The organism is Collinsella aerofaciens (assembly GCF_001405375.1).
Lineage (GTDB): Bacteria > Actinomycetota > Coriobacteriia > Coriobacteriales > Coriobacteriaceae > Collinsella > Collinsella aerofaciens_F.
The window spans coordinates 63,923-76,849 of sequence record NZ_CYYP01000002.1 but is presented as its reverse complement, the minus strand read 5'-3'; the positions used below and the strand labels follow the sequence as shown (position 1 = coordinate 76,849).

Annotated in this window: 10 protein-coding genes and 1 pseudogene; 7 read left to right on the top strand and 4 right to left on the bottom strand. The window is 62.7% G+C overall.

What is annotated here, in order from left to right:
* Window position 1: 1 nt before the first annotated feature.
* The 3 genes from ARB25_RS01430 to ARB25_RS01420 all read right to left on the bottom strand — a co-directional run bounded on the left by ARB25_RS01430 (window position 2) and on the right by ARB25_RS01420 (window position 3,723).
* Window positions 2-1,012, bottom strand: coding sequence for an FhaA domain-containing protein (locus tag ARB25_RS01430; protein ID WP_070100713.1), 1,011 nt, complete (start codon window positions 1,010-1,012; stop codon window positions 2-4).
* Window positions 1,009-2,862, bottom strand: a complete 1,854-nt coding sequence (locus ARB25_RS01425; RefSeq protein WP_055285298.1) for a serine/threonine-protein kinase — start codon at window positions 2,860-2,862, stop codon at window positions 1,009-1,011. Before ARB25_RS01425 ends, ARB25_RS01430 begins: the two co-directional genes overlap by 4 nt.
* A gap of 144 nt (window positions 2,863-3,006) precedes the next feature.
* Window positions 3,007-3,723, bottom strand: a complete 717-nt coding sequence (locus tag ARB25_RS01420; RefSeq protein ID WP_055285297.1) for a hypothetical protein — start codon at window positions 3,721-3,723, stop codon at window positions 3,007-3,009.
* Between the two features lie 115 nt (window positions 3,724-3,838).
* Here ARB25_RS01420 and dnaX point away from each other — a divergent pair, with 115 nt between their 5' ends.
* The gene (dnaX, locus tag ARB25_RS01415; protein ID WP_055285296.1) at window positions 3,839-6,316 is read left to right on the top strand and encodes a DNA polymerase III subunit gamma/tau; all 2,478 of its coding nucleotides are present in this window, start codon (window positions 3,839-3,841) and stop codon (window positions 6,314-6,316) included.
* A 21-nt stretch (window positions 6,317-6,337) separates the two neighbouring features.
* On the opposite strand, the gene ARB25_RS01410 is transcribed toward dnaX, so the two are convergent.
* Entirely contained in the window at window positions 6,338-6,811 is a 474-nt protein-coding gene (locus tag ARB25_RS01410) for a hypothetical protein (RefSeq protein WP_006235175.1), read from the bottom strand.
* A gap of 339 nt (window positions 6,812-7,150) precedes the next feature.
* Between ARB25_RS01410 and ARB25_RS01405 the strand changes: the two genes are divergently transcribed.
* The 6 genes and pseudogenes from ARB25_RS01405 to ARB25_RS10370 all read left to right on the top strand — a co-directional run.
* A complete protein-coding gene (locus ARB25_RS01405; RefSeq protein ID WP_055285295.1) occupies window positions 7,151-7,471 on the top strand; it encodes a YbaB/EbfC family nucleoid-associated protein in 321 nt (106 codons plus the stop codon).
* Between the two features lie 13 nt (window positions 7,472-7,484).
* Window positions 7,485-8,081, top strand: coding sequence for a recombination mediator RecR (gene recR, locus ARB25_RS01400; RefSeq protein ID WP_006235173.1), 597 nt, complete (start codon window positions 7,485-7,487; stop codon window positions 8,079-8,081).
* Between the two features lie 245 nt (window positions 8,082-8,326).
* Complete coding sequence (locus ARB25_RS01395; RefSeq protein WP_055285294.1) at window positions 8,327-9,232, top strand: hypothetical protein; 906 nt, start codon at window positions 8,327-8,329, stop codon at window positions 9,230-9,232.
* Window positions 9,229-11,073: a serine/threonine protein kinase gene (locus tag ARB25_RS01390; RefSeq protein ID WP_055285293.1), complete on the top strand. Its 1,845-nt coding sequence runs from the start codon at window positions 9,229-9,231 to the stop codon at window positions 11,071-11,073. The genes ARB25_RS01395 and ARB25_RS01390 overlap by 4 nt, the downstream gene beginning before the upstream one ends.
* 3 nt (window positions 11,074-11,076) lie before the next feature.
* Window positions 11,077-12,015 (top strand): FHA domain-containing protein, encoded by a 939-nt coding sequence (locus tag ARB25_RS01385; protein ID WP_055285292.1) that lies wholly within the window; start codon window positions 11,077-11,079, stop codon window positions 12,013-12,015.
* A gap of 324 nt (window positions 12,016-12,339) precedes the next feature.
* Window positions 12,340-12,609: pseudogene (locus ARB25_RS10370) on the top strand (hypothetical protein); the annotation flags it as partial.
* Window positions 12,610-12,927: the final 318 nt, after the last annotated feature.

Below are 12,927 nucleotides of genomic sequence, written 5' to 3'. Positions count from 1 at the left end.
ACTATCCCCTAAATTCAAAGGTACTCAGGCCAAACGTCAGCAGATCGCCGTTGCGCAGCGGGCAGCGCGTAATGCGGCGGTTGTTGACGAGCGTGCCGTTGGTGGAATTGAGGTCCTCGATCGACCAATCCGAGCCCGTAAAGGTGAGCTGGGCGTGGCGGCGCGACACGTTGGGGTCGCGCAGGGCAATGTCGGAAACTGAGCGCTCGCGACCGATGGTCACCTGTGCGGAGGTGATGCTATGGCTCTCGCCGCTCACGACGTCGACGAGCTGGGCGAGCGGGCGCTGCGGGGCGCGAGTGCTCGCCATGTTGGAGGCGATGCCGGCTGCAGCGCCTAGGCCCACGGCGGCACCGGTCGCGGCGGCTCCGCCCATGCCGGCAAGCGCGTCGCGCGAGACGGTCTGCGGCACCGGGATAGGAGCGGCGGGGTCGGAGACGCTAGGCGCGAAGGGATCTGCTACGGCAAGCGGGTCGGGGGCGGCGGCGCGAGGCGTCGGCTGCTGCTGGGGCATGGCGGCGGGGCGCTGCTGCTGCGGGGCAGCAAACTGCTGCTGGCCGGCGCGCGGGGCGCTGGCGGCACGGCTTGCCGCGGAGTTGTTCTGGCCCAGGCCGTTTTGATAGGCGCGCTCTTCTTCGTACAGGCGGCCGAGCGTGGGGGCATCGACGTTCTCGGCAAAGACCGAGAACTTGCCGGCGCGCAGCTGCGGATCGATCATAAAGCGCACGAGGGGCTCGCCGACAAAGACATAGCGGCGCTTTTCGGCCTGCGCCTTCACAAACTCGCGGACCTCGCGCGAAAGCTCGGGGTAGAACGGGGCGAGCATGGGATCGTCGTCGGCGGCGATAAGGATGGTATAGAGTGCCGGCGCCGTGTTGACGCCGTTAATCACCAGAGTCTGATCCTCCATGTCGCGAGCGGCCTGCTTAGCAAGCTTCTTAAAGGAGAACGGGGCACGGGTGGCACCGAAGATGCCGGCCACGTGGTCCTCGAAGATGTTCAGGAAGTTCACGAAAGATCACTCTCCGTATAGGTTCTTTGGTATCCGAGCAAATATAGGCATATCCCAACGATTATAGAGGATAGGGTTCCCGCAACCGCCGCCTTGGCGACGACCGCGGCTGCAAGGCTGGCAATTTCCATATGGTGTGCAAGACAGGACGCCGCTGCGCAGCCGATGCCGGTGACAGCGATGGCGGCGATTGCGGCAAGGTTTGAGCCCTGATCGGCACGCTTGGCATGGGCATTGAGCAGCGCAGATGACGCCGCGGCAGTTGCCGCGACCAGCACAAAGGCAGCCCAAAGGAGCGGGTCTCCCAGCGCTGCGGCAACGTTACCGAGCCCCAGCACGCCTCCGGCTGAAAGCGCGACCGTGGCCAGACGGGCAAAAAGCGCGCCCATGCCCGTTGCCGCGGCGGCGCTTGCCGGGCCGAGCCAAAATGACGCGACGCCGGCGGCGACCCCAGCTGCCAGGAAGGTATTGCCGGTCAGACAGCCAAGCGCGAGTGCACAGGTGAGCGCGGCGCTCGCGGCAGCCTCGGTACGACCCCAGGCGATCCACCAACCGGACATGGCGGCGGCAAAGATCACCGCGACGGGCAGCATCGACAGGATGCCCTGCGCCTGCATGGTGGCGTTGGCCATGAGCACCAAAAAGCCCACAGCCGAGATGGCCGAGCCAATCTGGGGGGCCAGGCCAGCCGCCGCTCCGATTGCGATAGCCGCAATGACCAGGCCGGGAAGCGCCGCGACCCCGGCCGTTTGCATCAGCAAAAAGCTAAAGGTGCCGCACGTTAGCGCCGAGATAATGCGCATGGTGTAGTCGCGCGCATGGCTCCAGCGCGTGCCCGCCCAGCCGAGTGCGGGGTCGACCTCGATGGCTTCGTCCTCGTAGTGCGACGGCTCGATATCGTCGAGCTCCTGCTCGTCATCCGAAAGCTCGCCAACCATTTGTTCCAGGCTGCGACGGCCCTCGCGTACGCTGCCCAGACCGGCAAGGAGCTGGTCGCAAAATGCCTCGATGCTGCTGGGGCGGTCCTGCGGCATGGGGGAGAGCGCGCTCATGAGCGCGGCCTCGGCTCCCGGGGGAAAGTGTGGTATCAGCTCGCTGGGATAGGTGGCGCCGCCGATGATGCGGTCGAGCGAGTCGGCGGGCGTGGCCGCCATAAAGGGAGCGCTGCCGCACAGGCCCTCATAGATTACACAGGCGAGGGCAAAGACATCGGCGCGCTCATCGACCGTGCCGGTCTCGATATCGAGCTGCTCGGGCGGCATGTAGCCGATGGTGCCGCCGCGCGAGCAGCCAAAGCCACCGGCGGACGACAGTCGCGCCATGCCAAAGTCGGTGAGCTTTACATTGCCCGAGTGGTCGATGAGCACGTTGGCGGGCTTAATGTCCAGGTGGAGTACGCCATTGCTATGGGCGAAGGTGAGCGCCTGGCCCAGGGCATCGGCAATGGCCGCGGCCTCGCCAAAGGTAAGTGAGTGGCCGTCCACGCGGTGCAAAAACTCGGCAAGCGACATGCCATCGACATACTCCATAACCAGGTAGGCATAGGCTGTGTCGTGCGTAAAGTCGATGACCTGCACGATGTTGGGATGTTGAAGCATGGCGGCAGTGTGCGCCTCGCGCAGGACATCCATGATGTCGCTGGCGGGCATGCCGGCACCGTTGATAAGGGGGATGCGCTTAATGGCGACGCGGCGGCGCAGGTGCGTGTCGCGGCAGATCTCGATGGAGCCAAAACCGCCGGTCGCAAGTGTCTCGAGCGGCTGGTACCGCTTGAGCAGCTCGCGAGAGCTGGTGCCCTCCAAAGGAACGTCCGGCGAGAACCGGGCGGTATGTTGCGAGAAAAGCGGCATGGCCAACCCTCGTGCGCTTAAAGTTCGTTTGCGAGTGGCGGGCGCGGAGCCGAGCCGTTCGCGGTGGCATAGATGCTGCTAGTGTAGCACGCTCGGGTGCATGGGGAGGATAGCGGGATGCGAGGCTGCCTGTCTGGCTTGGCCTTAGCGCTTCTTCTTGTTCTTCTTCTGCTTGCGCTGCCTGCCCTTGGCCTCCTGGGGCTTGTCGCTCTGCTTGGCCTCGGCGGCGGCCTTCTCGGCCTTCATTTTCTTCTTCTTGGTCTCGATGCGGAGTTTTTTGTTGATGCGCGCCTTAAGGAAGGGGCCGAACTGTTCGGCATCGCCACGGACGAAGGTGTCCTTGGGGATCGTCACGCCCTGGTCGGCGAACATGGCCACAAAGATGCGCTCGCCGTCGAGCACGTGGTCGAGCTTGTCAAACGGGAAGAACTGCGACTTGCCGCTCTTGCCCCAAACCATCAGGCCGTCTTCGTTGGCGGCGACGCGGCGATAGCGGCCACCCATGGACTCGTCGGCCTCGACGGCGTCGATAAAGTCGCGGGCGAGGGTGTGGTGCAGGTTTTTGCTCCACCAGGCCAAAAAGGCGCCGAATACGATCAGCACGACGCCAAACTTGATCCAGTTGCCGCCGGCCACCAGCATGCCGATGCCGATGAGCGCGGCAATCGCGGCGGCGACATACAGCGAGCCACGGCGCCTGGGCGAGGCGACCAGGCGCGCAAAGTCGGTGACCAGGTCGTTTTCGTACTGGTACTCGTTGAGGTACAGGATGCCGTCGTCGGCTGCGGCCTGCTCCTCGAGCGCGACCTCGACCTGGTCGGCTGCTTCGGAGGGAACGAGGTTGCTCTCTGCGTCTGCCATGCTCTTTGGACTCCTATCGCGGCGGGCTCGCCGTACGGGTTATTATGAATGCAGTATGCCGTGCGACCGCATGGCCGTCGCGGCAACAAGACTCAGTATACCCGGGGGAGCACCCATGGAATCGTTGTACCGAAAGTATCGCCCGCTCACCTTCGACTCCGTGGTGGGCCAGCAGCATATCGTCTCGACGCTCGAGCACGCCATCACCGAGGGGCGCCTGTCCCACGCGTACCTATTCTGCGGACCGCGCGGCACGGGCAAGACCACCATGGCGCGCATTCTGGCCAAGGCACTGCTGTGTCGCAATGCCGAGGCGGCGCGCGCCGAGGGTGCAAGCGGCTGCTTGCCCGACGGTACTTGCGAGGAGTGCGAGCTCATCGCCGAGGGCAACCACCCGGATGTCTACGAGCTCGATGCCGCCTCCCGCACGGGCGTGGACAATGTGCGCGAGGAAATCATCAACTCCGTCAACTTTGCCCCGGTGCGCGGCAAGTACAAGATTTATATCATCGACGAGGTCCACATGCTCACAACGGCGGCGTTCAACGCGCTGCTCAAGACGCTTGAGGAGCCGCCGGCACACGTGATCTTTGTGCTGTGCACCACCGACCCGCAAAAGATTCTGGAGACCATTCTCTCACGCTGCCAGCGCTTCGATTTCCACCGCATCGGCAACGAGGATATCGAGCATCGCCTGTCTTACGTGTGCGAGCAGGAGGGCTTCGATTACGACGACGAGGCACTCGCCATTGTGGCGCGCCATGCCAAGGGCGGTATGCGCGACGCGCTTTCCACGCTGGAGCAGCTGAGCGTCTTTGGCAACGGTTCTGTGCATGCGGACGACGCCCGCTCGCTTTTGGGCGAGGTTTCGGACCAGATTCTGGGCGAGTTTTCCCGCGCCATTGCCGATCGCGATGTTGCCGAGCTCTATGGACTGATCCGTGCGCAGGTCGAGGAGGGCAATGACCTGCTGGAGCTGACGCGCGACCTGGTGGCGCATGTGCGCGACGTGTACGTTGCCTGCGTTGCCGGTGCCCGTGCCGAGCTGTTTGAGGGCGGCTCCGAGCAGGCCGAGGCGCTTGCTGCCGAGGCCGCTGCCTTTGGCGAGCATCCTGCCGACCGCCTGGCCCGCGTGCTGACGGTGCTCGACGATGCCGCGCTGGAGATGAGGGGCGCGAGCGACGTGCGCCTGGTGCTCGAGATTGCCTGCACGCGTCTGGCGCGTCCCGAGGCCGATTTAACGATTGAGGCATTGGCCGAGCGCGTGGCACGCCTGGAGGCCATGATTGCCAACGGCGCCGTGCCGGCGAGCGTGGCTGCTGCTCAGGCCGCCGCGCCTGCAGCATCCGTACCCGCTGCTGCCCAACAGCCGACGCTCATTTCGGGCGCTCGTGCTGCCGCTCCGGCGGCATCCGCTGCCCCCGCTGCTACGTCCGCGCGCCAGGGCGGTATGCCTTGGGACCGCGGCGCTGCTGTTCCGGCTGCCCAGCCTGCGACCAAGTCCGCGGCTCCTGCGCCGGCGCCCAGACCTGTAACGCCTGCACCTCAGCCCGTTGCGGCTCCGGCTTCCGCGCCTGCTGCATCGACCGTGTCGGTGTCCAAGCCCAACAACGCCGCCCAGGTTGCCGCCGCCGGTGCTGCCGAGACCCCCGCGGTTGAGGACGCCGGCGAGCTCCAGCGCAAATGGGCCGAGGTCGTCGAGCGCGTCAAGGCTCGTCAGGCCTCCTACGCAGGGCTTTTGCTCAACGCCCGCGCCACGGCCGACGACGGCTCCAAGCTCACGGTCTCGTTCCCCGCGGGTTCGACTTTTGCCATCAAGATGCTCGGTCGCGCCGATACGCAGTCGGTGGTCCTGCCGACGGTCTGCGTGGTCTTCGGTCGTCGTACCGTCGACTACGTCCTGGATGGAGGTGGCACGCCGGCTCCTCAACATGAGGAGCATTCTCCATCTGCACGGGCTGCGGTATCTGCGGACCCGCAACCCGTGTCCTCGGTGCCCCCTGCATCCTCGAGCGCCAGCGCGACGCAGCCAAAAGCGGCGCCGGTAGCGGCACCGACCCCGTCGGCGCCTGAACCCGCTGCGCCCAAACCGGCTGCTCCGATCCCCGCGCCCAAGTCCGCTGCCGCGCCTGCGCCCAAGTCATCCGACCTGGCCAAGGCCCCTTGGCTGCGCTCCGACAACCCTGCCGGTGCTCCTGCCACGGGCAAGCTCCCGACCGAGCCCGCGCCCCGAGCGCCCGAGCGCGCGTCCGTCCCCATGGCTCAGCCGCCTGCGCAGGCTGCGCCATGGGAATCCGAGCAGGTGCCCTACGACGATGCTATGGTCGGTGGTTTTGCTGCCGATGCCGGCGGGGACGATCTGCCCCCGTTCGACGTGCCGGGTGCGGCGTCCGCGACCAAGGCCGCTGCTGTGGCACCCGCAGCCTCTGCAAACGACGACGTCCCCGCCGCTCCCTGGGAATCCAATCCCGGTGCTGGCAGCCCCTTCGGCCATCAGGGCGCAGCCCCGAGCATCCCGCAGACCGAGGACGAGGCCAAGGCCCTCATCCGCAGCGTCTTTGGCCAGGCCACCATCTTCAAGCCGGTGGAGTAGCTGCGCAGGCGGGTATACTGCTCAAGAAGAGGACCCCTTGTCCGGGCGCATCTGTATTTCGGACATGTGTAGTGTGGTGCCGCGTATGTCGCATTTGAGCAGACAGGTGCGTGACGGTCGGCCTAGGATGCTGAGGTCGATACGATACGTCGCATGGCTGTCCGTGTACTCGACTTGCTCGGCGTTAATGGTTGCTCCGATTGCCAAATAAACGCCTAGCTCGGCATCGACAATCTTGAAGTCCTTTATCTTGACCTTGAACTCTTGATAGAGGGACGGGCTGTTGTAGTAGACGGTTCGGGTTCCGTCGGTGCACTCATCGGTCGTCTCCCATTTGACGACGGGCTGGTCCGAGCTGGCTATCAGCAGTTCTGCTCCAAAAGCTATGGCATGGGTGATGACAACCAGCAATGCCCAGCCGACAAAGAGATAGAGAACCACATATGCAACGGGGTGTTTTGAGCGGATGTTTTGGAGCGCGTTGGGGGCATTCATGGGGCACCTCCAAATTACTATCTATGGCAATCAAATTATACCCTGCCGCCATGTGCGCCGCCTCGAGCAGCGGTTCGGCATTTAGCTATTTAGTGGCGCACATGAAATGCCGGATTCGGCTCTACTAGATTGAGTGTGCGATATTATGCAACCTTGCATAATTCGACCTTGCATAATCTTTGAGTGCGGTTTGTATTGGAGGACATGTATATCGACTGAGGTAACACGTCCGCCCCGCTCTCTCGCCGCGCGCCGTGGTACGATTTTTGAGTTTGAAAGTCCCGCCGTGCTCCGGCTGCCCTTGCAGCTCGGCGTGCGGCCGCACGTAAAGGAGCCATCATGGCCGGTATGAACATGCAGCAGATGATGAAGCAGGCTCGCAAGATGCAGGAGCAGCTTGCCACCGCGCAGGAGAACCTCAAGTCCCAGACCGTCGACGCCTCTGCCGGCGGCGGCATGGTCAAGGTGACCGTTAACGGCGAGATGGAGCTCGTCAACCTCACCATCGATCCCGATGCGCTCGATCCCGAGGACGTCGATATGCTGCAGGATATGATCATGGCTGCCGTCAACGAGGCCGTCCGCGGCGTCAACGAGCTCGCCAACAAGCAGATGGGCGCCATCACCGGCGGCCTCAACATCCCGGGCATGCCGTTCTAAGACACGCATATATATGAGTGCCAACCACAGTCTGCAAAAACTGCTCGATGAGCTGGGCCGTCTGCCGGGCATTGGTCCCAAGTCGGCCCAGCGCATCGCCTATTACCTGTTGGAGGCCGACGCCGAGGAGGCGCGCCGCCTGGCCGAGGCCATCCTGGAGGTCAAGCAGGAGGTCCACTTTTGCAGCCGCTGCTTTAACTACGCCACGGCCGACGAGTGCTCCATCTGCCAGGACCCGATGCGCGATACCACTCGCATTTGCGTGGTGGGCGAGCCGCGCGATGTCCAGGCGATCGAGCGCACGGGCAGCTACCACGGCCTCTACCACGTATTGGGCGGCGTGATCAGTCCCATGGACAAGATTGGCCCCGAGCAGCTGCACATTCGAGAGCTGCTGGCACGCTTGGGCCACGAGGACATCCACGAGGTCATCATCGCCACCAACCCCAATATTGAGGGCGAGACCACGGCGAGCTATCTGGCCCGTACCATCAAGCCGTTGGGCGTCGAGGTGTCGCGTCTGGCAAGCGGCCTTCCCGTGGGCGGCGACTTGGAGTATGCCGACGAGCTTACGCTTGGCCGCGCCATCGAGGCCCGCCGCGCGATTTAGGTGGCGAGCCTGCTCCTGCCGTATGTTTTCCTCGCGACGCACGGGGTAGTCATAATTTCCCCGTGCGACTGTGAGTTTGTTGTGCAACAAAGATGCTTCGTATCCGCTTATCGCATGGATGCTTCCGCTCGCATCCTTAATTTGTCCATTCGTTGCGCAACCTTTTTGGTTCGCTGATACACTCAAATATGGATTCGAATGAATGCGCCGCTCCCGAGCGGCGTGTTTTTGTTGGAGGAGAACGCATGCGGCCCGGTGGCACTCAGACAAAGCGCGGCGCCGCGGTGCGCATACGACGCCGACTGGGCTTGGCGCCGCGGGCGTACGCACTGCTATCGTGCTCGCTGGTGCTGGTCATAGCTGGCGTTTCTGCCTATGGCATGACCGTGCCGTCCATGATGCAGGCGCATGCCGCACGCGAACCGCGCGTGGGGCATGAGGTCAAAAGCGATCTGGGCACCACGACTGGATATGCTTGGGCAAGTGTGGTCGGGCATATTGTGTTTGGCACCGACGATGCGGACGGCGCCGAGGCCCCGGACAACGAAGTCACGCTTGCCAATGGCAAAACCATCGTGCTCACCAACACCAAGATCATCGATCGATTGTCCAACAATAGCGTGGCGGCAACGGTGAATAAGGTCGAGCAGCAAAAGGAGCAGGACGCCCAGCAGTCCGGAAAGCCCGGTAGCTCGGATACTTCTGGCTCCGGCTCGGATTCATCGAGTTCGGGCGGCGGCTCTGGGTCGGGTTCCTCTACCGGAGGGCCTGGAAACGGCGGCTCGACGGGCGGCAACACTGACAACGATGCAAACTCCGGCGGCCTTTCCGCTGCTGAGGAAGAGAGCATTCACAGTTGGCTTGTGACCAAGTACAACATGCTCGACGGCTATGTTTCTCGTGCCAATGACGTGGTCTCGACCTATAACTCTACGGGAGATCCCAGGCCGTGCGACAGCCTGGTCGGGGAGATGTTTGTCATTCGAGCCGAGTTCGGTCGTCAGACATTCTCGCCCCGGTCAAGGTGGTATCAGCAGTATGCCAATCTGTGGGGCTGTTACACCAACCTATGTCAATGGGTCGGCCATTACGGCGATGATGACGTCGCGCTCGGTAACTTCAACAATAACGTGGCGGCGCTTGCCCTATGATGACCGATCTTGCATCCACCACACCACAATCGCTCGGTCGCGATCCCATGGTCGGCCTGCGCCTGGCGCGTGTCGACGGGTTTGAGCCGGCCATTGCGCTCGGTCAGGACGAACTGCCTGCCTATCTGCGTCGTTTTACGATACTGTTTGCCGACGATGCCACCATGCGCCGTGGCGGTATCGGCCGCGTGACGCGTGCTGTCAACGCCCAAGGCGAGGACGTAGCACTCAAACAGCTCATCTTGCCGACGCGCGATGAGTTTGACGACGATGCCGCCCATGAGTCGCTGGTCGCCAAGTTCAAAGCGGCATTTCGCGAGGAATATGAATGCCATCGCGCCCTTTCGGGCCTTAAGGGCTTTCCCCGCCTCTATGGCTGGGGCGAGGTTGACGGTGTGCCTGCAATTGTCATGGAATGGGTCGAGGGCGAGACGCTCGCCCGCTTGCGCTCTCGACTCGCCGTGGACGATGCCGGACGCCTATCGCCGCTTGTGGCGGCGCGCTTGGGGCGCGACCTGTTCGACCTGCTCTGCCGCATGAGCCTGGTGGGGGAGGGCTTTGTCCATCGCGATATCTCGCCCGCTAATATTATGGTGCGTACGGCGCGTTTACCGCTTGACCGGCAGCTTGCCGAGGGCACCTTTGACCTGTGCCTGATCGACTTTGGCTCGTCGCTGGCGCTCGAGCCTGCGTCGGCCGTGGCCGGTACCGGCGGCAAGGCATCCTTTACCGAGCGCTATGCCACGCTGCGTCGCGCGACGGTGGCCTACGCTCCGCCCGAGATGCTCACCGACGATATTCCCGACCTGCGCGCTTTGCGTATGTCGCCGGCGATCGACGTCTATGCCGCGGCAAGCACGGTTTACGAGCTCATTGCCGGCGTCGCGCCATACGAAGCTGCGCCGAGCACTTCGGGCGCCTCGGGTTCGCGCAAAAGGACGCGCGACATCGCGAGCCCCTACCGTCTCAAAATGGACACACGGCCCGACTATCCCATTGGTGCCCATGCGCCCGGTTGTGATTTGACTCAGCTGCTTCGTCGTGAGCCCGATGTGGCGCTCGCCGCGGCCGAGCAGGCCCAGCAGCTAGGGCTTGAGCCGGATTCCGAAGAGCTACGCGATGCGCTGGCGTTTGTCGATGCCCAGCTGTTCGACGTGGTGATGGCCTGTCTGTCCAGCCATCAAAAAGATCGTCCCGAGCCGGCGGCGGTCGAGGCGGCGCTCTCGGCGTTTTGTGACCACTATGCGCAAAATGTCGGTCGTTCGCTCCGCGGCGAGCCGCTCACGCCGTGCCCCATGGATGCGTCTGGCCGCGCGGTGCGTCGCGCGCTGATGGTCGGCGCGACGGTCGTCTGTGGCGTGGTTTGGGCTGTGGTCGTGGTTTCGGCCGCGCTGCTGGCGTCGGGCGCTCGCGTGACGGCGACTTTGGGATCGCTCGTGTGGTCTGGGTCGCTACCGGGTATTATTGCCGCACTGGCGTTGGCGCTGCCAGGCATAGCCGGCGTTGCCGCGGGGGCGCTTGCGCGCGATCGGCGCTCGGGCTTCCTGCAGGGTGTGCTTGCGCTTTCTGCCTGCGAGGTTCCGGTGCTGGTTGTGGCTGCATGTAGCGTATTTTCCCAATGCGCCGTGATGGGCGGCCTTGTTGCCGCTCTGGTTGCAACCTATACGCTTACGTGGTTTTTGCTTGCGATGGGCTTTGCCTTTGAACTTCCCGTTTCGGCACCGCGACGCACAAAAGCCCAGATGGCGACTCCGCTTGCCGGTGGAGCCGCAGCTGCCCGTACTTTTGGCGGACCTGTCGAAGTATCGTCCGATTCTATTTCTACGACTAAGGAGGCCTAGGTCATGGCATCTCAAGTTGAGCTCACCCCATGCGGGGCCATGTTTGACATCTTTAAGCGCGCGGCGCATCTGAGCCATATCGAGCTGTGCGGCTTGGTGCTTTCGTCCCGTCCGCTCGCCGACGGCCGCAGCCCGCAGAGCCGAGCCGCCGATCGCTCTTGGGTTTCCCGCTTTATCGTTCGCGCGCCGGTCGGCACGCTTCAGCAGCGCTACTTTGCCGAATACGGTACCTCGGCTGCGCGTATTATGTCGCAACTGGCCCTGCGCCCGCGCAATCCCATGGACTCCACGGCTGTGATCAATATGGTGTGCGGTCCTGCAGGTGAACCGATGGTACGCGCGCTCGAAGAGTGCCACCAGGACACGAATCTCTATCGCAACGCGCTCGATCGCCTGTCCCAGGCGGCGGAACTCATGCCCGCCGAGCGCGCCGAGGCCGTGCTGGTGCTGTTTGTCGCCGTCGGTTGTTCGGCGGATGTGCGGTCCTCGGTGAACTATGCCATCGACTACGCGCACGCGACCTGTGGCGGAGGTACATCCACGCCGCGTTCGCTTGGCATGTCGATGACCGTGGGCGAACGCGAACCCGCCCCGGCGCACCCCTTGGGCTTGCTGCGCGTACAAAATAGTTTTGTCGTGAGCGCCCCGCGCTGGATTCAGCCGAGTGAGCAGGGTGTTGAGATTGGCGCGCTGGCCACTGGCGAGGGAGATATTACCGACGTCGGCGATGATGTCTCGGCCCGCCATGCCCATATCTGGTGCGATGCTCAAAATATCTGGCACGTCGAGGACTTGTCGTCCACCAACGGAACCGTGGTGGTAAACGGGGCCACGCGCGTCTGCATTCAGGTCGAGCCCGGCCGTTCCGCCCAACTCAATCCCGGCGACGAGCTCAAGCTCGGCGAATCCACTACCTACGCCATCCTCTTCGGTGCCCTCTAGCCGGCAGATAGGGACGTTTCTTTTCTGCCGGCACTTGGGGACACTCCTCGGCGCGCCAGAGCCAGTCGCCCGGGGATGGAGGGGCCATTTTGGCCCTTGGCGGTCAGTCGGGGCGAAACTAGAAGATCTTTCCGATTCGCGGCTGTTCATGCTTGTAGAGCATCTAAAACAATAGGATGTTATTCTGGAATATGCCGGGTGCGTGAACTTGCCTGTCTTAGCCTTAATAAGTTATAGGGGAGTTTGGCTCAGGGGTTCCGTCTTGTTCTTCAGCGCAGTATTGTGGGACAGATTTGCTGAGATTGGCGCCTTACACCGCAGAGCGCACGGAAGGCTCTCGATTTGTGTTCTGGCCCCAGAATACAGGGCCTGATACTTACCAACTGTGGCATGGATGTAACATCTGTAGAAATCAACCCTTTTGTTGTCGACCTTTGTAAGAAGAACACTGCCATCAACTCTTTGGATGACGAAACTAGGGTGCTTGAGGGGAGCCTTTACTCCCCTCTGAGAGATGACTCATGTTTTTCGCTTGTCGTTGTGAATCCTTCGTTACTGCCGATTCCGGATGAGATTCCTTATCCCTTCGTTTGAGATGGAGGACAATCGGGTCTGGATAAAACACTTCGTATTCTTAAGGGTGGCGATACGCATTTAGAGAAAAACGGTAAATTCTGCTAATAGGGGTGACGACGATGGTGCAGGGGCGACCCGCGATGCTCTCATCAATACGTCGGATACTTGGGAAATCAGGTCTAGATGCATGTATGATGATGCTGTGTGGCTATTCAATTAATCCGCGTTCCGAATGGGTGCAGGGTATAGCTGCGACATCGTATGCTTTTGACCCGGCGCGATACTCAGATATTTCTGAGGCGGTTGACGAAGTTTATACGCACTATGCCGCGCAAG

Bases quoted from the DNA above. Each gene is read 5' to 3' on its own strand.
- ARB25_RS01425 (WP_055285298.1), bottom strand. From the start codon at position 2,862: ATGCCGCTTTTCTCGCAACATACCGCCCGGTTCTCGCCGGACGTTCCT.
- ARB25_RS01420 (WP_055285297.1), bottom strand. From the start codon at position 3,723: ATGGCAGACGCAGAGAGCAACCTCGTTCCCTCCGAAGCAGCCGACCAG.
- dnaX (WP_055285296.1), top strand. From the start codon at position 3,839: ATGGAATCGTTGTACCGAAAGTATCGCCCGCTCACCTTCGACTCCGTG.
- ARB25_RS01410 (WP_006235175.1), bottom strand. From the start codon at position 6,811: ATGAATGCCCCCAACGCGCTCCAAAACATCCGCTCAAAACACCCCGTT.
- ARB25_RS01405 (WP_055285295.1), top strand. From the start codon at position 7,151: ATGGCCGGTATGAACATGCAGCAGATGATGAAGCAGGCTCGCAAGATG.
- recR (WP_006235173.1), top strand. From the start codon at position 7,485: ATGAGTGCCAACCACAGTCTGCAAAAACTGCTCGATGAGCTGGGCCGT.
- ARB25_RS01395 (WP_055285294.1), top strand. From the start codon at position 8,327: ATGCGGCCCGGTGGCACTCAGACAAAGCGCGGCGCCGCGGTGCGCATA.
- ARB25_RS01390 (WP_055285293.1), top strand. From the start codon at position 9,229: ATGATGACCGATCTTGCATCCACCACACCACAATCGCTCGGTCGCGAT.
- ARB25_RS01385 (WP_055285292.1), top strand. From the start codon at position 11,077: ATGGCATCTCAAGTTGAGCTCACCCCATGCGGGGCCATGTTTGACATC.